The organism is Sinobaca sp. TMA16-18, assembly GCF_059510535.1.
The window spans coordinates 237,772-261,628 of sequence record NZ_JCAKFM010000004.1; the positions used below are offsets into that span (position 1 = coordinate 237,772).

25 protein-coding genes are annotated in these 23,857 nt (G+C 46.1%); 6 read left to right on the forward strand and 19 right to left on the reverse strand.

The annotated features are described in order from the left end of the window. Positions 1-80: 80 nt before the first annotated feature. The 12 genes from AC5W14_RS09580 to AC5W14_RS09635 all read right to left on the reverse strand — a co-directional run bounded on the left by AC5W14_RS09580 (position 81) and on the right by AC5W14_RS09635 (position 13,215). The gene (locus tag AC5W14_RS09580) at positions 81-2,051 is read right to left on the reverse strand and encodes a TRAP transporter permease (protein WP_496194234.1); all 1,971 of its coding nucleotides are present in this window, start codon (positions 2,049-2,051) and stop codon (positions 81-83) included. 36 nt (positions 2,052-2,087) lie between these two features. Then, positions 2,088-3,275, reverse strand: a complete 1,188-nt coding sequence (locus AC5W14_RS09585) for a thiolase family protein (RefSeq protein WP_496060249.1) — start codon at positions 3,273-3,275, stop codon at positions 2,088-2,090. Positions 3,276-3,286: 11 nt separating this feature from the next. Beyond that, complete coding sequence (gene fabG / locus AC5W14_RS09590) at positions 3,287-4,063, reverse strand: 3-oxoacyl-ACP reductase FabG (protein WP_496060248.1); 777 nt, start codon at positions 4,061-4,063, stop codon at positions 3,287-3,289. Further along, entirely contained in the window at positions 4,063-5,211 is a 1,149-nt protein-coding gene (locus AC5W14_RS09595) for an acyl-CoA dehydrogenase family protein (RefSeq protein ID WP_496060247.1), read from the reverse strand. Before AC5W14_RS09595 ends, fabG begins: the two co-directional genes overlap by 1 nt. Then, positions 5,208-6,068 (reverse strand): 3-hydroxyacyl-CoA dehydrogenase family protein, encoded by an 861-nt coding sequence (locus AC5W14_RS09600; protein ID WP_496194235.1) that lies wholly within the window; start codon positions 6,066-6,068, stop codon positions 5,208-5,210. The genes AC5W14_RS09595 and AC5W14_RS09600 overlap by 4 nt, the downstream gene beginning before the upstream one ends. Beyond that, on the reverse strand, positions 6,013-6,474 hold the full coding sequence (locus AC5W14_RS09605) for a PaaI family thioesterase (RefSeq protein WP_496194236.1): 462 nt from the start codon (positions 6,472-6,474) through the stop codon (positions 6,013-6,015). Before AC5W14_RS09605 ends, AC5W14_RS09600 begins: the two co-directional genes overlap by 56 nt. Before the next feature lie 12 nt (positions 6,475-6,486). After that, complete coding sequence (locus AC5W14_RS09610; RefSeq protein ID WP_496060244.1) at positions 6,487-7,266, reverse strand: enoyl-CoA hydratase/isomerase family protein; 780 nt, start codon at positions 7,264-7,266, stop codon at positions 6,487-6,489. A 16-nt stretch (positions 7,267-7,282) separates the two neighbouring features. Next, positions 7,283-8,140, reverse strand: a complete 858-nt coding sequence (locus AC5W14_RS09615; protein WP_496194237.1) for a 3-hydroxyacyl-CoA dehydrogenase family protein — start codon at positions 8,138-8,140, stop codon at positions 7,283-7,285. A gap of 4 nt (positions 8,141-8,144) precedes the next feature. Beyond that, the gene (locus tag AC5W14_RS09620) at positions 8,145-9,770 is read right to left on the reverse strand and encodes a long-chain-fatty-acid--CoA ligase (RefSeq protein ID WP_496194238.1); all 1,626 of its coding nucleotides are present in this window, start codon (positions 9,768-9,770) and stop codon (positions 8,145-8,147) included. Between the two features lie 11 nt (positions 9,771-9,781). Then, positions 9,782-10,927 (reverse strand): acyl-CoA dehydrogenase family protein, encoded by a 1,146-nt coding sequence (locus AC5W14_RS09625; RefSeq protein WP_252314892.1) that lies wholly within the window; start codon positions 10,925-10,927, stop codon positions 9,782-9,784. Positions 10,928-11,191: 264 nt separating this feature from the next. After that, a complete protein-coding gene (locus AC5W14_RS09630; RefSeq protein ID WP_496194239.1) occupies positions 11,192-12,850 on the reverse strand; it encodes a sigma-54 interaction domain-containing protein in 1,659 nt (552 codons plus the stop codon). A 209-nt stretch (positions 12,851-13,059) separates the two neighbouring features. Further along, a complete protein-coding gene (locus tag AC5W14_RS09635) occupies positions 13,060-13,215 on the reverse strand; it encodes a hypothetical protein (RefSeq protein WP_496194240.1) in 156 nt (51 codons plus the stop codon). 200 nt (positions 13,216-13,415) lie between these two features. Here AC5W14_RS09635 and AC5W14_RS09640 point away from each other — a divergent pair, with 200 nt between their 5' ends. Further along, positions 13,416-13,712 (forward strand): hypothetical protein, encoded by a 297-nt coding sequence (locus AC5W14_RS09640; RefSeq protein ID WP_496060239.1) that lies wholly within the window; start codon positions 13,416-13,418, stop codon positions 13,710-13,712. Next, entirely contained in the window at positions 13,709-14,068 is a 360-nt protein-coding gene (locus tag AC5W14_RS09645) for a hypothetical protein (protein WP_496060238.1), read from the forward strand. The genes AC5W14_RS09640 and AC5W14_RS09645 overlap by 4 nt, the downstream gene beginning before the upstream one ends. A gap of 9 nt (positions 14,069-14,077) precedes the next feature. Here AC5W14_RS09645 and AC5W14_RS09650 read toward each other — a convergent pair whose 3' ends face one another. The 7 genes from AC5W14_RS09650 to AC5W14_RS09680 form a co-directional block, all read right to left on the reverse strand. Continuing rightward, positions 14,078-14,260: a hypothetical protein gene (locus tag AC5W14_RS09650; protein WP_496194241.1), complete on the reverse strand. Its 183-nt coding sequence runs from the start codon at positions 14,258-14,260 to the stop codon at positions 14,078-14,080. An 18-nt stretch (positions 14,261-14,278) separates the two neighbouring features. Next, positions 14,279-15,466 carry a patatin-like phospholipase family protein gene (locus AC5W14_RS09655; RefSeq protein ID WP_496194242.1) on the reverse strand — a complete coding sequence of 396 codons (1,188 nt, stop codon included), beginning with the start codon at positions 15,464-15,466 and terminating at the stop codon, positions 14,279-14,281. Between the two features lie 198 nt (positions 15,467-15,664). Beyond that, positions 15,665-16,306: a response regulator transcription factor gene (locus tag AC5W14_RS09660; RefSeq protein ID WP_496060235.1), complete on the reverse strand. Its 642-nt coding sequence runs from the start codon at positions 16,304-16,306 to the stop codon at positions 15,665-15,667. Beyond that, positions 16,299-17,345 (reverse strand): sensor histidine kinase, encoded by a 1,047-nt coding sequence (locus AC5W14_RS09665; protein ID WP_496060234.1) that lies wholly within the window; start codon positions 17,343-17,345, stop codon positions 16,299-16,301. Before AC5W14_RS09665 ends, AC5W14_RS09660 begins: the two co-directional genes overlap by 8 nt. Further along, a complete protein-coding gene (gene liaF / locus AC5W14_RS09670; RefSeq protein WP_496194243.1) occupies positions 17,342-18,064 on the reverse strand; it encodes a cell wall-active antibiotics response protein LiaF in 723 nt (240 codons plus the stop codon). The genes AC5W14_RS09665 and liaF overlap by 4 nt, the downstream gene beginning before the upstream one ends. Before the next feature lie 62 nt (positions 18,065-18,126). Then, positions 18,127-18,738, reverse strand: coding sequence for a PspA/IM30 family protein (locus tag AC5W14_RS09675; RefSeq protein WP_496194244.1), 612 nt, complete (start codon positions 18,736-18,738; stop codon positions 18,127-18,129). Positions 18,739-18,751: 13 nt separating this feature from the next. Then, positions 18,752-19,099: a lmo0954 family membrane protein gene (locus tag AC5W14_RS09680; protein ID WP_496194245.1), complete on the reverse strand. Its 348-nt coding sequence runs from the start codon at positions 19,097-19,099 to the stop codon at positions 18,752-18,754. 173 nt (positions 19,100-19,272) lie between these two features. Between AC5W14_RS09680 and AC5W14_RS09685 the strand changes: the two genes are divergently transcribed. The 4 genes from AC5W14_RS09685 to AC5W14_RS09700 all read left to right on the forward strand — a co-directional run bounded on the left by AC5W14_RS09685 (position 19,273) and on the right by AC5W14_RS09700 (position 23,807). Continuing rightward, positions 19,273-20,058, forward strand: a complete 786-nt coding sequence (locus tag AC5W14_RS09685; RefSeq protein WP_496194246.1) for an SDR family oxidoreductase — start codon at positions 19,273-19,275, stop codon at positions 20,056-20,058. Between the two features lie 124 nt (positions 20,059-20,182). Continuing rightward, a complete protein-coding gene (locus tag AC5W14_RS09690; RefSeq protein WP_496060229.1) occupies positions 20,183-20,854 on the forward strand; it encodes a TVP38/TMEM64 family protein in 672 nt (223 codons plus the stop codon). A gap of 326 nt (positions 20,855-21,180) precedes the next feature. Next, on the forward strand, positions 21,181-22,143 hold the full coding sequence (locus AC5W14_RS09695; protein WP_496194323.1) for an L-lactate dehydrogenase: 963 nt from the start codon (positions 21,181-21,183) through the stop codon (positions 22,141-22,143). Positions 22,144-22,178: 35 nt separating this feature from the next. Beyond that, complete coding sequence (locus AC5W14_RS09700) at positions 22,179-23,807, forward strand: L-lactate permease (RefSeq protein WP_496194247.1); 1,629 nt, start codon at positions 22,179-22,181, stop codon at positions 23,805-23,807. Positions 23,808-23,857 lie beyond the last annotated feature (50 nt).

The window sequence follows — 23,857 nt, forward strand, 5'->3', positions numbered from 1 at the left end:
CCTGTATTACTGCGGGAATCCCTTTCATTTCCCAGGATTCCCGCCTTTCCGTGCCGATACTATCCAATTGTTAATAAAGATCAGTAAGAAGCACGCTTTTCTTCTGAATGAATGATTGTCTTTTCTATTCTATTTGGCCATTGAATAACAAGAATTCCGACAAACAGGACAACACCAATTACATCTGTAATCGGGTCGAGTACGACCAGCAGCACAGCTGAAGTCAGAAACACCAGCCGCTGCCATAAAGACGCATGGGTCACAGCATGCCCTTGAATGAAGCAGGCAAAAGCCAGAAGACCTATAGTAGCCGTCGTGATTCCCAGAATAATCGTCAGCACCGTGTCTCCTTCGAGCAGAAGGGTAGGGTTATAAATAAACATGTACGGCAGAAGAAAAGCTGCAATGCCTATTCTTAACGATTGAAAGGAAGTCTGCATCGGCTGTCCGCCTGCAATACCTGCTGTAATATAAGAGGTGATAGCGACTGGCGGCGTAATACCTGAAAATATTCCAAAGTAGAAAACAAACAGATGTGCTGCCAGCACCGGCACGCCAATCTGTGTAAGACTTCCTACTGCAACAGTCGCAAGAATGACGTAAGCCGAAACTGTCGGCATCCCCATTCCTAAAATAATTGAAGCTACCATTATCATTAAAAGCATAGGAAGCAGTTCTCCACCGGAAAGATCAACCGCCATTCTGGAAAACCTTGTGCCCAGGCCGGTCATTATAACCGAACCGGTGATGATCCCCGCTCCCGCACATGCCATAACAGTCGAAATCGAATTCTGAATACCTGTTTCTATGGCCCCAAGCATTTTTAAAAACGACAGCCTTGTTTCTTTGCGGATTAAACTGATGAGAAGAAGGGATATGATAGCCCACATTCCAGCCCGCATGGGACTGTAACCCTGTACCATCATCACGATAATCAGCACCAAAGGAAGGATTAAATAGCCTCTTTTCAAGACCACATTCCAAAAATTAGGAAGCTGCTCTTTCGACATTCCTTCAAGCCCCTGTTTTCTGGCCTGCAGATAAATCATGACACTTGCCATGAAAAAATATAAAACAGCTGGTACAAGTGCATAACCGGCGATTTGAATAAAAGGAATGCCGGTGTATTCCGCCATAATAAAAGCGGCTGCCCCCATAATCGGCGGCATGATCTGCCCGCCCTGAGAGGCTACTGCCTCTACTCCGCCTGCGAAGTTTCGGGAATAGCCCACTTTTCTCATCAGCGGAATCGTAAACGGTCCCGTCATTGTTGCATTGGCTACACCATTTCCTGTAATGGTTCCCATCATTCCGCTCGACAGCACGGAAGCAAGTGCAGGGCCGCCGCGAATTCGTCCGGTCAGGGAAAAAGCAAAATCAATAAAAAACTGGCCGGCTCCTGTCCGCAGCAGGATGGAAGCAAACAGCAAAAACATAATAAGAACGGTGGAAGCAATATAAATAGGATCAGAAAAGATACCATTTGTAGAAATAAACATCGTATTGATTAAACGATCGGTTCCAAAACCCGGGTGTCCGGCAAGGCCGGGAAACCACGGTCCAATAAATACATAAGCGATAAAAAACAACGTGATGGCAGCCATGGCTGTACCAATCGTCCGCCTTACACCTTCTACAATCAATCCCATCATGAGAAATCCTGCTGTGATGTCATACCATTGCATGGAACTGCCTCTAAACGTAATATCCGGGTAGGCCAAAAACGTAAAGATGACCAGCATACCGGATAAAATAAGCGGTACGATGTCAAACAGAGGATGCATTCCTTTTCTGTCTTTTTTGAAAGGTACATAGCTAAAGCACAACAACAGTGCAATAGAGGTAAAAACCGCTCTGTGCTGCCAGGCAGGCATCCCGCCAAAAGCAGCCGAATAAACAACGTAAACAGCAAGCCCTATACTGACGGCTGATAAAAACAGGCGCCAGATCCGAAAGAGAGAAGTCCATTCTATTTGTTTATCCAACGCTTTTTCCAGGTTGCTTCTTTCTTTTTCCGGTGTATCCAAATCTATTTTTTCATGAGAAGCCATTTTATTCCCCCCTCTATGCCTGTGCTATCTTGCTTTTTATATACTTTCAACCATCATTGCCATTCCCTGGCCGCCGCCTACACATAATGTAGCTATTCCTAAACGCTGTTCACTTCGCTTCAGCTCATGAATCAAAGTAGTTAGAATTCTGGCGCCTGTCGCTCCCAAAGGGTGCCCAAGAGCTATCGCTCCACCATTAACATTTACTTTTTCCGGCGGGAGATTTAATTCTTTCATTACAGCGAGAGCCTGGGAGGCAAATGCTTCATTTAACTCAACCCGGCCTACCTGATCGAGTGATCTGCCTGTCTTTTTTAATAACTGCTGTACAGCCGGTACGGGTCCTATCCCCATGATTTCCGGGCTTACCCCTACTGCGGTCCAGTCAATAATTTTAGCTGTCGGTTTTAACCCTAGTTCTTTTGCCTTGGACTCTTTCATCATAATCAGGGCAGATGCGCCATCGTTTCTTCCACAGGCATTTCCCGCAGTCACCGTTCCTTCTTTCCTAAAGGCCGGCCGGAGCTTTTCCAATGCTTCCGCAGTAGTGGATGGCCTTGGATGCTCGTCTTTATTAAAGATCAGAGTGCTTTTCTTGTTCGGGACTTCCACCGCTGTGATCTCTTCTTGAAATATATCTTTTTCCTGGGCTGCAGCTGCTCTCCGCTGGCTTTCCAGCGAGAACGCATCCTGTTCTTTGCGGCTGATATGATAACGCTCCGCTACATTCTCCGCGGTCATTCCCATTCCTAAATCCGGACCGTATGTTTCCATAGGCTGCTGTCCATTTTCTGAATTCGGATCCACTAAAGCAGGGGGCCCGTCTCCAAATCTGGCCTTGCGAAGGTAATGAGGCGCATCGCTCATGTTTTCCGTACCGCCGGCTGCCACTATTTCGGCGTGCCCGGTCATAAGCTGCTGTACGCCGGATCCCACGGCCTGCATGGAAGAGGCGCACAATCTGTTAATTGTAAATGCCGGCGCTTCCACCGGAATGCCTGCACGCAGGGCGGCTACTCTTGCCACGTTGGAAGATTTCGTCGTCTGCCTCACTTCTCCCATAATTACTTCGTCTACTAATTCTGGTGTTAAAGAAGCTCTGTTCAACGCTTCTTTAATAACAATAGAAGCTAAATACCCCGAGTCGAGAGACTTCAGAGAGCCTCCATATCTTCCTATGGCGGTTCTTACAGAACTGACTATTACTACTGGATCATTTCTCATTCTATCCCTCCTTATGCTTTAGGTCCGCCTGCGACATAGAGAACCTGTCCTGATATAAATGAACTTTCTTCTTCTGCAAAAAACAGGGCAGCGCCGGCAATGTCCTCGGGTTTCCCGCTTCGTCCTACTGGGATCACCTTTGTTTTTTCCTGCACGAATTCTGCAAACGGCACCCCCAGCCTTCTCGCTGTCGCTTTCGTCATATCTGACTCGATAAAACCAGGAGCTATAGCATTACTCGTAATCCCAAACGGTCCCAGCTCCAGGGCTACCGACTTCACAAATCCCTGCAGCCCTGCTTTAGCCGTGGCATAGTTCACCTGGCCTTTGTTCCCAAGTGCCGATACAGAAGAGATCGTAATAATTCTTCCATAGCCGTTTTTAACCATTTGTTTCTGCGCTGCCTGCGTGCAATGAAACGCTCCATTCAGATGCACGCCAATAACGCTCGACCATTCTTCCTGGCTCATTCGAAAAAGAAGCTGATCTTTTGTGATTCCTGCATTATTGACTAATATAGAAACAGGTCCATACCGCTCTTCCACAGCCTGAAACACTTCTTCTACTTTTTTTTGGATTTTCACATCTAAGTGATGACCGCTTGCTGAACCTCCCCGGCTTTCAATAGCGGTAACTGCTTCTTCAATTACACCGGAGTCCCGGTCCATGATGCAGACATGCGCTCCTTCTTTTGCAAACCGTTCGGCTATTGCGCGTCCGATGCCTTTTCCGCCTCCTGTCACACAAGCAACATGGCCTTCTAATGATTGACTGGAAGAATGCGCCATCAGCTGTATTCCTTTCGAAGCTGGCCGCTTATAATGTTTTTCTGAATTTCGGAAGTACCTTCATAGATGCGGGTGATTCGTGCATCACGATAATACCGTTCGATAGGATACTCCTGCATATATCCAATTCCTCCATGCACCTGTACCGCTTTATCCGCTACCCGCTGGTACACTTCTGACCCAAACAGTTTCAGCATAGCTGCTTCCTTGATAACTTTCTGCCCCTGGTCCACCATCCATGCAATACGATAAGTGAAAGACCGCAGGGCCTCTGTATCCATCGCCATTTCCGCTACCATATGCGCCACCGCCTGATGCTCAATGATCGGCACATGAAACTGCTCTCTTTCTTCTGTGAAAGCCATCGATAAATCAATTAACTTCTGACAGGACCCGAGATTTCTTGCGGCGAGCCCAGCCCGGCCGTTGGCAAGAATTTTCAGCGCATTGATATACCCTTCGCCTTCTTCTCCGAGCACATTTTCCAGAGGAACTTCGCAGTCTTCAAAGATTACTTCTGCTGAATAAGATCCTTTTAATCCCATTTTCTTCTCATTTGAACCAATCGATATTCCCGGAAAGCTTTTCTCAACCAGAAAGGACGTAATTCCTTTAGCTCCTTTAGAAGGGTCCGTAACCGCCATGACCGTAAATATATTGGCGATAGGGGCGTTGGTAATATAATGCTTTGTGCCGTTTAAAATATATTTACTGCCTTTTTTTACAGCTGTCGTTTTTAAATTAGTGGCATGGGAACCGGCAGCGGGCTCTGTTAAGCAAAAAGCCCCGATAGAGTTCCCTGCTGCCATATCCGGCAGATACTTTTCCTTTTGCGCCTCGTTTCCCATTTCGACAATGCCTACCGTTCCAATCCCGGTATGCGCACCTATCAGCGTTGTATAGCCGTTATGCGTTTTTCCTATTTCTTCATAGAGAGCGCACTTGCCTACCATTCCTATCCCCAGCCCGCCATACTTCTCAGGAATGCTCATTCCGAACAAACCCATTTCACAGGACTGTTTAAACAAGGAGTCAGGAATGGCGTCGTTCTCTTCGATGCTGTGGCTCTGCGGATCCACCTCTTTTGAAATAAAGTCTTTTATATTTTTTTTAAATAAAAGAATGTCTTCATCTAATTCAAAGTTCATGCTTTCCCTCCTTTCTCATACTCATAAAACCCCCTGCCGGTTTTTCTTCCCAGCCTGCCTGCTTTCACATACTTCACTAATATCGGGCAGGGGCGGTATTTTTCCCCGAGCGTTTGATGCAGGTACTCCATATTGCGAAGCCGCGTATCCAGGCCGACTAAATCAGCCAGTTCCAGCGGTCCCATAGGATGGTTCAAACCGAGTTTCATCGAGGTATCCACATCTTCAATCGATGCGACTCCTTCCATCACCATCGTCATCGCCTCATTGCCTATCAGACAATTCATCCGGCTTACGGCAAAGCCTGGAAATTCATTCACTTCCACAGGTGTTTTGTTTAATACTGCGGCCAGTACCTTCGCCTTTTGAACCGTTTCATCAGAGGTTTCCAGCCCCCGAATCACTTCAATCAGCTTCATTTTCGGCACTGGATTAAAGAAATGCATGGCCAGGCACTGATCCGGCCGGCCGGTCTGCGCTGCCATTTCTGTAGGGCTCATCGTTGATGTATTAGACGCAATCACTGCTTCTGCAGGGGCGTATTTATCTATTTGCTGAAAGATGGATATCTTTAGATCCATCCTTTCCAAGACTGCTTCAATCACGATGTCTGCATGCTTCACCGCTTCTGACAAGGAGCTGGTATAATGGATTCTGGACCGGAGCGTTTGTGCTTCCGATTCGCTCAGTATTTCTTTATCAACTGATTTACCGGCATAGTAGTCGGTGTAGTCGGCGGCTTCCTGGAGAGAGGAATCAGAAACGTCCTGCAGCATCGTCGTCATTCCGGCTTTTGCCGCTTCAAAGCTGATCCCTCTCCCCATCGTTCCAGCGCCGATTATGGCGATCGTTTTCATGCCCGGACCCCTTTCTTAAAATTTTAAAGGTTCCGCTTCCGGTAGCCAGCAGAGTGCCGTGTTGATCTTCCATCACTGCTTCACACACAGCCAGCTTGTACCCTTGTTGAATTACTTTTCCTTTTCCTATACACGTTCCGTCTTTAATCGCTGCTAAAAAGTGAACGTTCATGGTAACGGTGACAATGTCTGCCGGCACCATCCGGCGCAGTGCTACACTCATGGCATTGTCGATCACCGTAGCGTACACTCCACCGTGCAGGCTGCCATTGGCATTAATCAGTTCTGGAGTTATTGGAAGATGAATTTCCATGTCTCCGTCTTGATCGGTGATTAAATGACATCCGGTATGCTGGAAAAAAGGACTTTCATTGAACCGTTGTTTAATAGCGGACACATCATTCATCGGCACGGCCTCCTATTTTCCTGCAAACTCAGGTTTCCTTTTTTCCAAAAAGGCGTTCGTTCCTTCATTTTTATCTTCGGACCCGAAGAGAACCGCCTGCGCAAGCTGTTCAATTAACAGGCCTGTTTTCTGGTCTGTTTCATATCCTGCATGGATCGAAAGCTTTGCCATTTTCAAGGCAAGAGGGCCTTTGGATAAAATGGTTTCAGCAAGTGCTTCGACCGTCTGTTTGAGCTCTGCGGCAGGGACTACCTGACTAACGAGTCCGAAGCGTTCTGCTTCTTCTGCTTTAATCATTTTTCCGGTCATAATCCATTCCATCGCTTTTCCTTTTCCAACGAGCCGCGACAGTCTCTGTGTTCCCCCGGCACCCGGTATGATGGAAAGATTCAATTCCGGCAGTCCCAGCTTTGCGTGTTCCGCAGCTATTCGAATATCACAGCTCATGGCCAGTTCACAGCCGCCTCCCAGTGCGTATCCGTTGATCATAGCGATGGTCGGCTTAGGAAAGCCTTCTATATAATCGTATACTTTCTGCATGCTTTCCGGATTTAAAGCATCCAGGGCACTTTTTTCAGCCAGTTTTCCTATGTCCGCGCCGGCCGCAAACGATTTTTCTCCTGCTCCTGTAAAAATTACGCATTTTACGGAATCGTTCTTCTTTATATCTTCCAGCTTCTCCACCATTTCTTCCAATGTAGGCTGGTCCAGTGCGTTCCGTACCGGTTCGCGGTTTATCGTAAGATAAGCCAGCTGGCCTTCCTGTGAAACAATCATGTTAGAATCCTTCAATGTATCCCACTCCCCTTTACGTATAGCTGTAAAAACCTTTTCCGGTCTTACGTCCCAGCTCACCTTTATTTACTTTTTCTTCTATTATTCTGGCCGGCCTGTCGCTTTCGTCACCCGACTCTTCAAAACGCTGCTTCCGTACATGATAGTGAATATCCAGACCGGTCAGATCAATAAGAGCAAAAGGTCCGATTGTATGATTTAACGCTTTGGTGCAGGCTAAATCAATTTCTTCGGCGGTAGCATATTCATTTTCGTACAAATACAGCGCCTCATTCATTAATTTTCCGAGTATTCTGTTAGCTATAAACCCTGATATTTCTTTTTTGAGCAGAATAGGTGTTTTTCCAAGAGTCCGGGCAAGCTCCATCGAAAGATCTGCCGTCTCCTGGGAAGTGTGTGGTCCTTTTACGACTTCTACCATTTCCATCACTAACGCCGGGTTAAAAAAATGAAAGTTGCACACTTTGTCGGCTCTGTTTGTCGCATCCGCTATTTTAGAGCTGACAATAGTAGAACTGTTTGTTGCTAAAATGGCGTGGGCCGGCGCCAGCTTATCGATTTGTTCAAACAACGACCGTTTGATTTCCACATTTTCCACGACTGCCTCAATAACGTAATCGGTCTGTCCTACTGCTTCGTCCAAAGCGGTCGTCCATGTTATCCGCCCCCAGGCCGCCTCTTTATCTGCATTTGTAAGCTTTCCTTTTTCCACTCTCCGGTCCAGCCGCTTGAGTAATTCCTGCTGTGCTTTCTCAAAGGGTTCTTGTTTCACATCGTAAATATGAACATTAAATCCTGCTAAAGCAGCAACCAGGCCTATCTGCGAACCCATCACTCCCGAACCCATTACACTGATATGTTGGATAGTCACTACATCACCCCTTCGTTTGAACCTCTTTTTTAATTTCTTCTTCTATCAGCTTTCTTCTCAAAATCTTACCTACTGTCGTTTTGGGAAGTTCCTTCCGGATACTGATTTGTTTTGGCACTTTATACGCAGCCATTCGTTCCTTACAGAAAGCAATCAGCTCTTCTTTGTTAAACACCGTGTCTTTTCTTGGAATGACAGCTGCATGCACCGTTTCCCCCCGATAGGAGTTGGGGACGCCGAACACGCAGACTTCCAGTACTGCCGGGTGCTCATATAGTACCGCCTCAATATCAGCGGGGTAGATATTAAATCCGCTGGCAATAATTAAATCTTTTTTTCTGCCGACAATGTAGAAATAGCCATCTTCGTCCATTGTTGCGAGATCTCCTGTGAGCAGCCAGCCGTCGTATAGCGTTTTGGCCGTTTCTTCTTTATTTCTCCAATAGCCCTTCATCACCTGCGGCCCCCGAACGAGAAGCTCACCGACTTCACCGGTGTTCAGCGTCCGGTGGAGGTTCTCCTGGTCTACTATTTTCGCCTCGGTATTCGGGATCGGCAGGCCAATGCTGCCGGGCTTTCTTTTTTCTCCCATCGGATTTCGATGAGACACCGGAGAACACTCGGACAGGCCGTACCCTTCAACTATGGGGGCTTTTGTTTTTTGTTCAAATTCATTCATTCGTTCGAGCGGCATAGGCGCCGATCCACTGATACAGATTTTTAAGCTGCCCATCACTTCCGGGGTAGCTTCGGGCTCATTTAATAAGCCGATATACATTGTAGGGACTCCCGAAAACATCGTCGGGCGCTCCTGCTTAATAATTTCGATTAATTTCCCGGCTTCAAAACGTTCCACACAAATAATAGCCGCCGCTCTGAATACGCTTACATTTAATACCGTTGTTAATCCATACACGTGAAAAAAAGGAGCCACCGCCAGTACTTTTTCTCCCGGTATTTTTAAGTCTCTTACTGTAAAAGTAAATGTCTGGTACACGTTAGCGATAATATTGTAATGAGTAAGCATCACGCCTTTGCTGCGTCCTGTCGTGCCCCCTGTATACTGTAAAATACAGACATCTTCCCGTGGATCAATCTCCACTTCAGGCACTGCTTCCGGCAGGAAAGGTCTGTCGATCATCGTCCAAAAATCATGCCCGCTGGAAGCGGCTTTTTTATCAGCCGGCCGGACATACACAAAGTGAATATCCGACACGTCCAGAGAAGAAAACTTCGGGCTTTGCTGCTCGTGTAAAATAAACCAGGACAGCTGGGAATTTTCTATTAGATACTGAATTTCCGACGATTGGTACATAGGATTAACCTGCACAACAATGCCGCCGAGTTTTTGAACAGCAAAATATGCAATAATATATTCAGCCGAATTCGAGAGCATCAGTGCTGCCCGTTCGCCTTTTTTAAAGCCTTCTTCTCTCATAGAAACCGCAAGGCAGACGGCATCTTCGTACAGCTCTTTATAGGACCATCTCCGTTCGCCATCTATAATAGCTGTATATTCCGGATAATCTTTATACGAGCGTTCCAGCAGTTTAAAAACTTCCATCGTTGGAATTTCTACTTCTGCCGGTACCCCTTCTCCATAAAAGCGGTGCCACGGCTGAACTTCCATGCTTTCCCTCCTTACACTTCGTTTAATACCTGCTTCGCTACGATAATCCGCTGTATTTCGTTTGTTCCTTCATAGATCATTGTTATTCTTGCATCCCGGTAAAATCTTTCAATTGGATATTCCGCAATGTATCCCATGCCTCCATGAATTTGGACCGCTTTATCCGCTACGCGGTTAAATACTTCGGAACCGAACATTTTAGCCATTGAAGCTTCTTTGATCGCTTTTTTGCCTTCATCAATTAAAGAAGCGGCTTTTAATGTGAGCTGACGAGCTGCTTCGGTTTCTGTTGCCATATCAGCAAGCATCCATTGAATGCCCTGATTTTCAGAGATAGGTTTTTTAAATTGAATTCTTTCTTTCGCATAGGTCGCGGACATTTCGATTAGCTTATCGCACGAGCCGACCGCTCTGGCTGCCAGTCCAATGCGGCCTTCTGCAAGAATACGGAGGGCATTGACATATCCCATTCCAACTTCCCCGATCACATTTTCTTCTGGAATTTCACAGTCTTCAAATATAAGCTGGCACGTGTAAGATCCGCGGAGGCCCATTTTTTTGTCCTGCTTTCCGACAATATAACCGGGAAAATCCTTCTCAACGAGAAAAGCTGTAATTCCGCCTTTCGCTCCTTTTTCACGGTCTGTTAAAGCAAATACCGTGACTACATCGGCTATAGGGCCATTGGTAATGTAATGCTTCATTCCATTTAAGATCCATTTATCTCCCTTTTTTTCAGCCTGCGTGGATAAATTGGTAGCATCGGATCCGGCACCCGGCTCCGATAAAGCAAAAGCCCCTAACAGTTCCCCGGTTGCCATGCGTGGTAAGTATTTTTGTTTTAATTCTTCTCCCGCCATTTTCACAAGCCCTGTACTTCCTATCCCTGTATGGGCACTGATTAAAGATACAAAGCCGTTATGCGTTCGTCCGAGCTGTTCTAATATAATCGCTTTTCCTGTTGAATTAAGCCCAATACCGCCATATTCTTCTGGAATGCTGATACCAAACAACCCAAGTTCTTTTGCTTTTTCTACTAAATGGTCTGGAATTCGATCTTCATCTTCTATCTGCTGGGCAAGGGGTTCCACTTCGTTTTCTACAAAATTACGAATCATTACTTTCATCTGCGCTACTTCTTCAGCGATTACTGTCAAAATAAAGCCCTCCTTTTTCTATCTGCTCCTTACTAAAGCAAGTATTGTGCCAACTCTGTAAAATCAGCAGAAGAATTGGTGGAAAACTCCCCATCTGACAGCTTTTCTAATTTTTTGCTCCATGTAAAAAAAGGAAGCCGGGTAAAGGCAGCTTCCTTTGTTATCGTTTCATTCATTCACTATTGAATCAATTACCAATGTAAGTGCTTACAATACATAAAATTCAAAAATGAATGATAATCCAAATATGAATCATTCTATGGTTTATGTGGATAAATTGTATTTATGAAGCTTTCTTACGATCGTTGCCTGACTGGTTTTTAAATAAACCGCTGCATCATACGTTGTTCTGCAAGTATCCAGCGCTTCTTTTAACACGTTGTATTCAGCCTGCTCGACGGCTTCCTTTAACGACATTCCTTCTGATGACTGCATAGAAGGTGACGTTGTATGATACTCTTCCGGCAGATCATTAATAGTCAGTTCTTTTAAAGGCACTGTTAAAACCAGTCGTTCGATCATATTTGATAACTCTCGTACGTTGCCGGGCCAATGATAATAATAGAAATAATCTTTTAAGTCTTTGGAAATCACTTTTGACATATTATACTTTTGGTTATATTCATGCAGAAAGTGATGAATAAGAGGAAGAATATCGTCTTTTCTTTCTCTTAATGGCGGTACATTCAGCGGAATCACATGCAGCCTGTAGTATAAATCTTCCCGGAACTCCCCCTTTTCCACCATGTGCTTTAAATCTTTATTAGTGGCTGTGATTATTCTTGTATCCACCTGAAGTGTTTTGGTTCCTCCTATTCTCTGTATTTCTTTTTCCTGCAGCACTCTGAGCATTTTCACCTGCAGAGGTTCAGGCATTTCCCCCACTTCGTCCAAAAACAGCACACCCTGGTCTGCTTGTTCAAATACGCCGGCTTTTCCTTTTTTTCCTGCTCCGGTAAAAGCCCCCTGCTCGTATCCAAACAGTTCCGCCTCCAGTAAATCTTTCGGAAGGGCGCCGCAGTTTATTTTGATAAATTCACCCGTTTCCGCCCTGTCGCTTTTTTTATAAAGGTGTTTAGCTACAATTTCCTTTCCCACGCCTGTTTCGCCGCTTATAAAGATAGTAGCGTCTACATCCGCGAGTCTATCGGCCGCTTCAAAAAGCTCTATGATTTTATTGCTTTTCAAAACAATATCAGGATCCCGGTTCGATACCTGAATAAGCTTTTGAATTTCCTGTTCGTATTTTTGATTCAACTCTTTTGCTTTGTTTAATTCATCATGAAGTTCATTCAGTTCCGAAAGGTCACGGATATTGGTTACAATTTTCTCTACTTCCCCATTCGTGTCAAAAATAGGACTGCCCGTCAGCATCGTTTCTTTTTTATTAAAATTCTCCTGGACTATATTCACTGGTCCCTTGGTTTTGATAACTTTATCGCTGACAGACTCTTTTAATATCCCTCTATTGATTAAGTCATGGATGTTTTTTCCTATGTAGTATTCCTTAGGAATGCCGGTGATTCGTTCAATCGCCGAATTGGTTTTTAACGTGTTTCCTTTATTATCTGTAATATATATGCCGTCATACGAATTTTCTATAATAGCATCCAGTGCCCTGTTTGATTGACGTAACTGCTCCGTTTCTTCCAGCAGCGCCGTATAGTCTTTTCCGCAGAAAAACAAAATATACGTCATTTCTTCAAAAGTGTTCACTTTATACAATAGAACTTTGTTGTCTTTTATTTTTCCAAATGACCAATTATCGGTGAGCTGCTTTTCATACACGATCAGATCATTCCACCATTTATCTTCTATGGATGTCTCATCAAACCAGCCGGCGGCTTCTTCATTCGCCTGCATCACTATTCCGTCTTTAGATACGAGGGTGCAGGGCAGTGGTATACTATTTAAATTTGTCATATAGAGACTCCTTTTGCACATATTATCTTTATTAAACCGGTTCGAGAGCTGCTGTATAATCTTTGAGATCGTTTTCAGCCTATTATCATGGATACTCTTTTATATTATAACGCAATACTGCCCTGTATATGAATCCGCTTTCAATTATCCTGGTTGATTCTTTTAGATCAGAGACAAGCAAAAACACTCCGTTTAAAGGAGTGTCTCCGCTACATGCGCTTTCCTTTTTTAAAGAAATACTTTTCCATGAGCTGCCGGGTCGTTTCTTTCCGCTCTTCGGTGTATCCCCCCATATAGAGGACTTTGTTTGTCTTTTTCAGGCGGTCCGGATGAGTTGGCGGCTTCTGCTTTTCGGTGCTCACCATCGATTATTCCTCCTTTTATTAAGACAGCTTATTTGTTACCGTTCGTCCTGTTTTCTTAGTTTCATTTTACCGGAGCGGTTCGGCGTTTACAAACAAAATATTCTGAATATTACCAGGAGAGGAATAAACGGAAGCGTGTTACAAACACCAACAGAAAGGGAAACTAATGTATAGTATAGAAACAAAGGAGATGGCTCACCATGAAGGCACTGCTTTTTAAAGTTCCTGAAAAAACATATTCCATTCAGATCGTCGCAAGACTGTTCCGCCCCCAGACACAGAAAAAGGGATCATTTGATGAAGAAGGCGTCTTTTCATTTGAAGACGGACCTATGCTTCCCGGCCGGATTTCTTTTCTGACTTCAGAAAAACTCCGCTATGGATCCACTTATTATATTCAAATGAACAAAAAGGTCTATGCTTTTGAACCGGAAAAAATGCGCGAGCAGGGTTCTAAGTATGTAGTAACCGGCCTCTACACGCATCTCGACCGATGATACTGCGCAGCCGGAAGAAAGAAGAGCCCATTACCCACCCCGAAACAGCCGGTAAATTAAACAAAGCCCGCCGGAAGAAGTCACCTTACTTTGTAATCGAAGGCGGACTCGCTGAAGAATTTAAAAAAGTGCTGCCCTTTCAGAACATAAGCAAAGAAGAGGCAGATACGCTTGATACGAGCTGGACGCCGCGCCATACGGTGAAAAAAGTGACCGGCACTGCTGTATCTGTCCAGGACATTGTCTTTGTCATAAAGCTGAAAGGATTTACCGGCCTGCATAAACTGTTTACTGCCTACCATATTGACATAACAGAACAAGAAAGCGCCCCGGTTATTACGTTCACACGTAAATAAAGGGGCGCTTTACTTTTCTTCTTTTTTCCATTCTTCCTGAATCACCTGCAGGTCTTCTTCTGCCTGCTTTTGATAATCTTGATGAGCACGCTGCAGATCCCGTTCGAATTTCCTTTTTTCATTCCAGGATAAATAAACAGAACCAATTCCGGCCATAACCGCACCGGCTGCCATTACTAGAGGCTTTCGCATAATAATTACCCCTTTCTATTACCAGAATACCCGCTTTTCTCCTTTTTTTAACACTTTTTTCACCTCACTCGTATTTTCAAAAGGAAAGGCAGGAATCTCGTTTCGTTTTTCATTCGGTATTTGATCCGGATAGAGCGACTTCAGCGCCGCATCCATTCTTACTTCTCCCATCCACAGGAGTACGCCAATTTCCACTTCGTTAAATGCATCCAAATCAGTTCGCAGATACCCTGCACGTTCTTCTATCTCTTCATATTCTTCTAAATCCCACGTCTGGTATTGGATTTCCGATTTATAAAGCTGCTCTTCTGCAACCTCTTTCATTTTCTTTTCTAAAATAAGCTGTATCCCACGCCTGTCGTGTTCTTTATCCAATATTTCTCTTCTTAAATAAATCATTTCACTCATGCTTATATTTAGTATTCTCAGAGTACGCGTGGGAAAGGTCGATTTGTATTCAACAGGCCAGACCTTAGCCCTGTCGCTTGCATCCATCGTAATAAAATCCCCATCCTCCTGCAGAATACTGTCCGTCCCCAAATTGTCGAAAACCCCGCCATCCGTGAGATACAGCTTGTCAGGAAGCCTTCCCGGATAGCTCGTCGTTCCATCGGTATCGATAAAAGAAAGCTGTTTCGTGGAGAGACGCACGGGCGCAAAAATCATCGGAAAGGCGGCGGAAACCGCTACAGCAAAGGCAACAGAAATGTTGTCAATATCTGTACTGCGCCCTATCTTCTCTCCTTCCATTGAATAAGCATTAAAATAAAAACCTTTCATTGTATTCAGGCAGGCCGCATGGCAGTTCCATAGTGGAACCCGGGGAAGATCCACCATTTTTATATTTCCGTACAGCTCTTTTTTCAAGACGTCCGGAAACATAGTGCTCAGGTTCAGACGGGGGGCCCACAGCTTATGAGGCCGGCGCAGAAGCCTCCAGAAAAGCTTCCGTCTTATATTCTTCAATCCCACGTCAATCATAGGTTTCGTTACTCTTTTATCAAAATCATCCACCCCTGTAAAAGGGCCGGATGCCAGTGCTGTCATGATCGCCCCCGCCGTAATGCTTCCACCGGAAACAGACGTAATACCCTGTACTTTATGGTCAAGTCCGAGCTCCACCAGCCTCCGGTATCCACCGAGACAGTAATAAGAGGCACGAAAACCGCCTCCGGAAAACCCTATGTTTAAGCCACTCTGTTTCATCTGCTGCTGCCTCCTCTGCCGGTGGTGTATAACCTAATTATACCAGTGCTGGTTTGAAAAAGGCAGAATATGATGCAGGGAACATAAAGAAGAGCGGCACTCCGATTAAAGAGTCCACTCCTATATTGGTCAGATTCCTCTGCGTCCCCTGAAGGAATGCCCCGATGAAAGCTGCCCTTCAGGTACAATGATCGAATACTAATTATCTTCTTTTACGAGGCCGTGCTTAAATGCATATACAACGGCCTGGGTGCGGTCATGTACATCCAATTTTCCGAGGATGTTGCTCACATGAACCTTTGTTGTTTTTAACGCGATAAACAGCTGATCGGCAATTTCCTGGTTGCTCTTCCCTTCCGCCATGAGCTGCAGCACTTCCTGCTCCCGGGCCGTGAGTTGTTCATACAAGTCGGCCTGGACCGGCTTTCGCATCTTATGCAGCATTTTCTCGGTTACTTCCGGTTCCAGAATGGATTCCCCGCCGTAGGCCGCACGGACAGCTTCTGCGATCCTGCCGGCTTTGGATGTTTTCAGCATATAGCTCATTGCTCCTGCTTCCAGAGCCGGATACACTTTTTCATCATCCAGAAAGCTCGTAACGATAATAATCTTTGCTGTCGGCCACTCTTCCATGATCGCTTTTGTTGCTTCAATGCCGTCCATATCTTTCATCACCAGATCCATTAAAATGACGTCCGGCCGGTGTTTAAAAGCTTCTGCCACCGCCTCTTTCCCGCTGGACGCCTCAGCCACTACTTCCATATCAGGCTGTGAAGATAAGTAGGCCGTCACGCCGATCCGTACCATTTCATGGTCATCTGCAAACAGTATTCTAATCACCGATCTGTTCCTCCTTCCGCAGCTGCGGCACTTTCACTTCTATTCGGCTGCCCTCGCCTGGAATGCTTACAATTTTACAGCGTCCGCCCACTTCTTCTGCCCGTTCTCTCATATTCGTCAGCCCATAGCTGTCCGCCCGCGCTTCTGTCGGCTCAAATCCTACACCGTCGTCGCTGATCCGCAGAATAATCGTTTGATCTCTTTCAATCAACAGCACGTGCAGCGTCCGGGCGCCGGCATGCCGGAGCGTATTGGATACCGCTTCCTGCACGACACGAAACAGCTGATCCTCGACTCCTTTTTCAATCGGAAACTCCTCCGTCTTCACGTGAATATCGAGGGGGACTTTCTCTCTAAGCTCTTCTACGAGCTTGGTGACCCCCGTCTGCAGGGATTGTTCCTGAAGAGCCGCCGGCCTTAGGTGCAGAAGGAGTGCCCTCATTTCCACCTGGGACTGGGTAATCATGTCCTCTACGAGCATCCAGCGCTTTTTGACAGCCTGCGTCATTTCTTTTTCCTCATCTGTAATAGCAGAGACCATCATAGATGCAGCGAACAGCTGCTGGCTGACGGAGTCATGCAGTTCTCTGGCAATGCGGGTGCGCTCCTGCTCAATTACTTCCTGCAGGCTCTGCTGCCGCTCCTCTGCTCTTTCGGTGGCGAGCTTCTGGCTCCGTTCGGCCTGGAGGTCCGCCTGTGCTTCAAGCTCTCTGTAGGCTTTCTGAAGCTGTTTTAATTCAGGCAGTGCTTCCTGATCCAGCTTGGGAAGCCTCTCTCCCCGCACCAGTGAGGATGCTTCGATGATCGCTTTCTGCCATTTATGCTGCCAGTATAAGCCGGAAGCCAGGCCGATAGCTACTCCCGCCGTAACGAGCACAGCAGGAACCATTAATGCATAAGGCAGATCCGCTATTCTCGCCTCCCAGAGAATTCGGAGCGACACAGGCTCAAACACGCGGAAAGTTATAACGAGAATGAGCAGCCCTACAAGTAGCGATACCGCAATCCCGATAACCATCTGCTTTATCAATAAGGTCATCTCCGCTTCACCTCCAGGTCTCCGGACAAAATGGAAGTAAAGATCTTCAGATGCACCGCTTCCGTTTCCTCTTCTTCGGAATGGTAGATCATCGATTTATTAAACAACCGTTCTTTTTCTCTTCCCGGTACAAACACATGCCCGAATACCGCACTGTGGTAAAGGCTGAATTTCACTTCATATGGCACATAAATCGTCACTCTTCCGATGCCGTGCCTGACCACAATAACGGCTTCGTCGGGCAGAACCGTATTTGTTGTATCAATGATGCGGTCCCCAAGGCCTCCGGTGATGTTGATATGCTTCCATCCATACGGCTGCTCGAGTGTCCTTTCCCGGCCGAGAAACCTGTTTTTCAAAAGCGGCCGTTCGGATTCTTTCTGCCTTTCCGGCTTTTCCTGAAAAAAAGATGGCGATAGTTCATCCGGATGCTCCCGGGTTTTATAGTTTTGAATCAGCAGCAGCACTAAGAAGGCAACAATCGCAAATCGTATCGAAATCGTACTCAGTGCCGACAGTCCAAGGCCGACAGCCCCTATCCAGAAAACAATTTTCCCCAGCGTTCTTCTCAGTACCCTTTTTCCTAAAAAAAGAAGAACGGCAAAAAACAACAGGGAAAAAATAATGCCGCTGTCTGTAAACAACAATTCTACTGCAAAAAGAATGACAGCAATCAGGCCGACTGTGTTTATCGTTGTAGTTGAAATTCTGGAAAGCATCGCCGTTCTCCTCTCTTTAAGCTGTTATGTAGAAAAAAGGGAGCACTTCGCCCCCCTTCTGACTATTTGTCTTCCAGCCTCGCTACCCGTTCGTCAAAAGACTGATTCTCCTCGTCTTCCTGCTCCCAGTGGGCCAGTCCGTCCAGGTGCCGCTCCATGTCGGAGAAGTAATCGGCCGCAGCGTTTTCTTTTTCATTATACACTTTCTGGCTGTTGTAATTGACCCGGTATACATTTTCTTTTCCCATTAATTCCAGCCGCTTGATATGCATATTTTTAACCTTATGCTTCATGTTTTCGTATTTGAATTCAATCTGCTCCAGCTGTTTTTCTGTTTCTTCTTTCATAGCCGCCAGCTTTTCCGTACGGCTTTCATATTCTTCTTTTTCACGGAGCGCATAGGCATAAAAGTCGTCATTGCCTTTTTCTTTTACTACCTCCGCCTGATAGGTGCGTTTTTCCAGCATGGCGGACGCTTCTTCATATTCTTTTTCAAACGTGTCGACCAGCTGCCGCTGTCTTGCTACGAGAGCGGCCGTTTTTTCTGTTTCCCTTTCTGCCTGCTTAATGTAGCGCTGCAGCATTTCGGCCGGATTGCCTCTTTCCTTTTTTTCCTGCCAGTACTGCATTTCCGTATCCATCGATTCTTTCATTTTCATCCATAGCGTACTCATTTTTTATCCTCCTTTATTTTTGAAGTCGGGACCATTCCCGGTCAAAGCTTGAAAATGGATCATGCTGGTCCTTGAAGCGGCGGGCCTCATTCAGGTCTTTGTATTTCTCCCAGCACCAGTACAGCAGCCATGCAGCCAGCGCTCCCAGAATCGCATAAATGTTGGAGACTGCAAGGACAATACCGGTAATGCCCAGCAGAACCCAGAGCACCCTTCCTCCTGTACTGAAGCTTGTCTGATACTGCACATAGGCGGCATACGCGGCAAACACACCAAGCCCAAGCAGCAGAAGCGGACCGAGGTTAGCCAGCAGGACGACGATCGCGAACAGGGCAAGAATAATCAATCCAAATTTTTTCATTTTTTCTCCTCCTTTCGTTTCGTTAGTTTTATCTTACGTGCAATATTCATTCTGCATCAGCAGCCTCCGCCATATTTATGTCTAAGCCTGGAGGCGTATTTTCATCGTGTTTTGGATAACGGATATACGGGAACCCTATTTAGACGAGCTTGACTACGAAAGGGGATTTTTAAATGAGTAAAACGATATTTATTACAGGGGCAGGAACCGGCCTTGGAAAAGGCACGGCGATTGGCCTGGCCAAGAAAGGCCACCATGTGATTGCCGCTGTTGAGATTATTTCGCAGGTAACGAGCCTTCGTGAAGCGGCGGATGCGGCCGGCGTTAAGCTGGAAGTAATTAAGCTTGATGTGAAGAGCAAACGCGATCAGCAGCTGATCGAGGAATATGATTATGATGTATTTGTCGCCAATGCGGCGATCGGCGAAGGCGGTCCGATTTCGGAAATTCCGGTGGATCGTGTGCGTGAGGTATATGAAACAAACGTATTCAGCACCTTGGAGAATGCCCAGATTGCAGCGAAAAAATTCGTAAACAAAAAACAGGGCAAAATTATCTTCCTCAGTTCTATCGTCGGTATTGTAGCGATGCCTTACCTCGGCGCCTACAGCTCCTCCAAGCATGCCATCGAGGCAATAGCCAAAACGATGAAAGCAGAGCTTGAAGAATTCGGTGTCCAGGTAGCTACAATTAATCCGGGTCCTTTTGAAACAGGATTTAACGACCGGATGTTCGAAGAAAAGTGGAAATGGTACGACGAGAAGGAAAACTTTACAAAGCGGTCTTCCATTGAAGAAACGGAGACTATTCTGGACCAACAGTACGATCCGGAAGACATGATCAGCAAAATGGTGGAAGTTATTGAATCCGACCACCATGCCTTCCGTACAGCCCATCCTCAGGAAACAGAAGATACGATGAAGCAGACTGAAAAAGATAAATGGGAAGAGCGCGTATAACCCAGTAATATAAAACGATGCCGGCTGTAAACCGGCATCGTTTTTTTATAGCGGGTCTTTCTCTTTGCCAGCCCTGTTTATATTCAGTACAGTAGGAGTAGATGATTTCCAACGGGGGTGGCTTATGGCACTAAGGCGGATTGCAGTACTTCTTTTTTATGCGGGACTGTTTTGGCTCATTTATCAATACGGCGGGTCTCTATACAACTGGCTTCAGGTGAACAGCCGGGATTATTTCTTTTTAACCGCAGGGGCAGCTGTTCTGTTTTCCCTGTTTCCGATTATTCCCTATCCGATTATCGGGGGCATTATCGGCGCGGCTTACGGAGCGGTTCTCGGCTCGCTTCTCGTCTGGTTCGGCTCTGCAGCGGCTTCCATTATTATGTTTTTACTCGTCCGATATGGATTTCAGGACGTGGGACGGCGCATCATTAATAAATATGCGGCCCTGGAACGTATAACGGTGCTTTTTGAAAAAAATGCGTTTTTTACGCTGTTTGTCACCCGGCTGATTCCGGTTATTCCAAGCATCATCGTGAATTGTTACGCGGCATTAAGCAGAATCCGGCTGCTTCCCTACGCCGTCGCTTCTTCGCTCGGTAAAATACCGTCGATGATTCTGTTTGCAACAATCGGCACACTTATCACGACGAACCCTTCCCAGCTTCTTTATGCCGCACTGGTGTATGGGGTGTTTCTGATCGTGTTCTACCTGGTCTACCGCTGGTTTAAAAAGCGGGCGGCCGCGGAAGCCATACTTAATAAACCACCGAAACAAAATCCTCCCGCCTCTTAAATACATGCTTATAAGAAAAGCCGTCCGGGGCACCCGGGCGGCTTTTTTGCCGTGTCCTTATAGAAGTACATTATTATTGGATATTAATTTTCTAAATATTATGTTATTTTTAACCCATCCCCTGCTGACGCATCCTTTATTTCCAAAAAAGGGAGGCATGCCATGATGAAACCACACGTTCTCCGCTTTTCTGCCGTTACTTTATTTTTTCAAAAAAACAGAAAAAAATTCAAAAAAATCCCTTGCTAAAGTTTGTGAAATAATGCACAATTAACTTGTGAAGTAATTCACATAAGAAATAATGAGGAGTGATTTAGATGGATACAATGAAAAAAGAAAAAGTGAACCGTGTGGTACTAATAGGCGCAGGTCTTGTCGGAAGCAGCTATGCTTTTGCCTTAATTAATCAGGCAATTACCGAGGAACTGGTCATTATTGATGTAAATCAGGAAAAAGCGATTGGGGACGTGATGGATTTAAATCATGGAAAAGCGTTTGCCCCATCTCCTACAAATACATGGTACGGCGATTTCAGCGACTGTAAGGAAGCAGATATTGTCTGCATCTGTGCAGGTGCCAACCAGAAACCCGGCGAAACCCGGCTCGATCTGGTAGAAAAAAACATGAAGATTTTTAAAACCTTGGTGGATCAGGTTATGGAAAATCATTTTGACGGTATTTTCCTTGTTGCCACCAATCCGGTTGATATTCTGACCCAGGCCGTAAAGATGTTCAGCGGGTTTCCGGCATCCCGTGTAATTGGCAGCGGTACGACGCTTGACACTGCCCGATTCCGTTTTCTTTTAAGCGATTATTTTAACGTATCCGCAAGCAACGTTCACGCTGATGTAATCGGTGAACACGGCGATACGGAGCTTCCTGTATGGAGCAGCGCAACAATTGGCAGCGTGCCGATCACCGACTATTTAAAAACCAACCCAGCCTACAAAACAGAGGATTTGGACAAAATTTTTGAAAATGTTCGTGATGCCGCCTATCATATTATTCAGAAAAAAGGCGCCACCTACTACGGTATTGCGATGAGTCTTGCCCGCGTCACCCGTGCGATTCTAGGTAACGAAAACTGCATTCTTACTGTGAGCGCCTACCTTGACGGAGAATACGGAGCAGCAGACGTATATGCCGGCGTGCCGACAATTGTAAACCGCCAGGGCATCCGTGAAGTTGTACAGCTGGCTCTTTCCGAAAAAGAACAGAAGCAGTTTGACCACAGCATAAAAACGTTGAAGGATACGCTGGAACCAGCGGTCAAAAACCTTACTAACTAATTACACTACACCTTACAGAAGAGAGATGACCCTCCATGTGGTACCAGCAGTATGACCCTTTTGGCAATGAATGGATCAGTGCGCTGATCGCGTTTCTCCCTATTCTTCTTTTTCTGCTGGCGATGACAGTCTTTAAAATGAAAGGCGTATACGCTGCCGCTCTCTCGCTTGCTGTATGTACCGCTATTACTATTCTGTTTTTCGATATGCCGGTGTCCACCGCTTTGTCTGCGGTACTTCTGGGCTTCGGCCGGGCGCTCTGGCCGATCGGCTACATTGTGATTATGGCCGTCTGGTTGTATAAAATTGCAGTGGAAACCGGTAAATTTGATATTATCCGCGGCAGCATCGCTAACATTTCCCAGGATCATCGTTTGCAGCTCCTTCTGATCGGCTTCAGCTTTAATGCTTTTCTCGAAGGCGCCGCAGGGTTTGGGGTCCCGATTGCTATCAGTGCTGCACTGCTGGTCACCCTTGGCTTTAAACCTTTAAAAGCAGCCGGTCTCTGCCTGATTGCCAATGCTGCATCCGGCGCGTTCGGCGCCATCGGTATTCCCGTTATTACCGGCGCTCAGGTCGGAGGATTGGAAACATTGGAACTTTCCCGTATGCTCGCCTGGATTCTTCCCGGCATCAGCTTTGCCGTGCCCTTTATTCTTATATTTATTCTTAACGGCCGGAAAGGAGTAAAGGAAGTTCTTCCTGCTCTGCTTGTCGTAAGCGGTACGTATACGCTCGCACACACTATAACTATTGTGTTTATGGGACCGGAGCTTGCCAATATTCTATCCTCTTTGATCAGCATGGCTGCCCTTGCCCTGTTTCTCCGTATATGGCAGCCTACAACCATTTACCGGGAGCCCGGTACAGAATCGCTTCCTGAAAAAGCACACTACAGCTTTAAACAAATTGTCGTGTCCTGGTCCCCGTTTTACATTTTGACTGCGGTTATTGCCGTATGGAGCCTTCCTTCATTTCAGGCTTTGTTTGCAGAAGGCGGCCGATTTGCTTTCACTACTTTAGCCATACAGATGCCGGCTCTTCATCAGCAGGTTATGCAGCTGCCGCCTATTGCCGCCGTTGAAACGGCCATGGATGGGGTTTGGAGCGTGAATCTTCTGTCTGCGACCGGAACCGCGATCTTTGTTTCTATCTTGCTCACGAGCACATTTTTCCCTTCCCTTAATGGCTTTCAGACCATGCGGGTCCTGGGAAAGACGATTAAAGAACTATGGCTTCCCGTGCTGACGATCTGCCTTGTAATGGCTTTTGCGAACCTGTCCAACTATGCGGGCCTCAGCGCCTCCATGGGATTGGCTTTATCCAATACAGGCATGTTCTTTCCATTCGTAAGCCCCGTGCTTGGCTGGATTGGCGTATTCCTGACCGGTTCTGTTGTGAATAACAATGCTCTGTTTGGAAGCCTTCAGGTCGTAACTGCCAACCAAATTGGGACAAGCCCTGCGCTTCTTCTGGCTGCAAACACAGCAGGCGGCGTCATGGGCAAATTGATTTCCCCACAGTCAATTGCTATTGCAGCAGCTGCGGTGCAGCAGACCGGTAAAGAGTCTGAGTTGTTTAAATTCACACTCCGCTACAGCCTTGCTCTCCTATTTGTTGTCTGCCTGCTCACTTTTATCCTTTCTTTCCTCTTTACCACGTAAAACGCAGGATACAATACGAATAAAAAAAGAAGCGGGAGTGTTTTCCGCTT

Bases quoted from the DNA above. Each gene is read 5' to 3' on its own strand.
- AC5W14_RS09605 (WP_496194236.1), bottom strand. From the start codon at position 6,474: ATGAATGATGTGTCCGCTATTAAACAACGGTTCAATGAAAGTCCTTTT.
- AC5W14_RS09695 (WP_496194323.1), top strand. From the start codon at position 21,181: ATGAAAAAAGAAAAAGTGAACCGTGTGGTACTAATAGGCGCAGGTCTT.
- AC5W14_RS09580 (WP_496194234.1), bottom strand. From the start codon at position 2,051: ATGGCTTCTCATGAAAAAATAGATTTGGATACACCGGAAAAAGAAAGA.
- AC5W14_RS09585 (WP_496060249.1), bottom strand. From the start codon at position 3,275: ATGAGAAATGATCCAGTAGTAATAGTCAGTTCTGTAAGAACCGCCATA.
- AC5W14_RS09665 (WP_496060234.1), bottom strand. From the start codon at position 17,345: ATGACCTTATTGATAAAGCAGATGGTTATCGGGATTGCGGTATCGCTA.
- AC5W14_RS09635 (WP_496194240.1), bottom strand. From the start codon at position 13,215: ATGGTGAGCACCGAAAAGCAGAAGCCGCCAACTCATCCGGACCGCCTG.
- AC5W14_RS09675 (WP_496194244.1), bottom strand. From the start codon at position 18,738: ATGAGTACGCTATGGATGAAAATGAAAGAATCGATGGATACGGAAATG.
- AC5W14_RS09650 (WP_496194241.1), bottom strand. From the start codon at position 14,260: ATGCGAAAGCCTCTAGTAATGGCAGCCGGTGCGGTTATGGCCGGAATT.
- fabG (WP_496060248.1), bottom strand. From the start codon at position 4,063: ATGGCGCATTCTTCCAGTCAATCATTAGAAGGCCATGTTGCTTGTGTG.
- AC5W14_RS09700 (WP_496194247.1), top strand. From the start codon at position 22,179: ATGTGGTACCAGCAGTATGACCCTTTTGGCAATGAATGGATCAGTGCG.
- AC5W14_RS09600 (WP_496194235.1), bottom strand. From the start codon at position 6,068: ATGAAAACGATCGCCATAATCGGCGCTGGAACGATGGGGAGAGGGATC.
- AC5W14_RS09640 (WP_496060239.1), top strand. From the start codon at position 13,416: ATGAAGGCACTGCTTTTTAAAGTTCCTGAAAAAACATATTCCATTCAG.
- AC5W14_RS09630 (WP_496194239.1), bottom strand. From the start codon at position 12,850: ATGACAAATTTAAATAGTATACCACTGCCCTGCACCCTCGTATCTAAA.
- AC5W14_RS09645 (WP_496060238.1), top strand. From the start codon at position 13,709: ATGATACTGCGCAGCCGGAAGAAAGAAGAGCCCATTACCCACCCCGAA.
- AC5W14_RS09595 (WP_496060247.1), bottom strand. From the start codon at position 5,211: ATGAACTTTGAATTAGATGAAGACATTCTTTTATTTAAAAAAAATATA.
- AC5W14_RS09620 (WP_496194238.1), bottom strand. From the start codon at position 9,770: ATGGAAGTTCAGCCGTGGCACCGCTTTTATGGAGAAGGGGTACCGGCA.
- liaF (WP_496194243.1), bottom strand. From the start codon at position 18,064: ATGCTTTCCAGAATTTCAACTACAACGATAAACACAGTCGGCCTGATT.
- AC5W14_RS09690 (WP_496060229.1), top strand. From the start codon at position 20,183: ATGGCACTAAGGCGGATTGCAGTACTTCTTTTTTATGCGGGACTGTTT.
- AC5W14_RS09685 (WP_496194246.1), top strand. From the start codon at position 19,273: ATGAGTAAAACGATATTTATTACAGGGGCAGGAACCGGCCTTGGAAAA.
- AC5W14_RS09680 (WP_496194245.1), bottom strand. From the start codon at position 19,099: ATGAAAAAATTTGGATTGATTATTCTTGCCCTGTTCGCGATCGTCGTC.
- AC5W14_RS09655 (WP_496194242.1), bottom strand. From the start codon at position 15,466: ATGAAACAGAGTGGCTTAAACATAGGGTTTTCCGGAGGCGGTTTTCGT.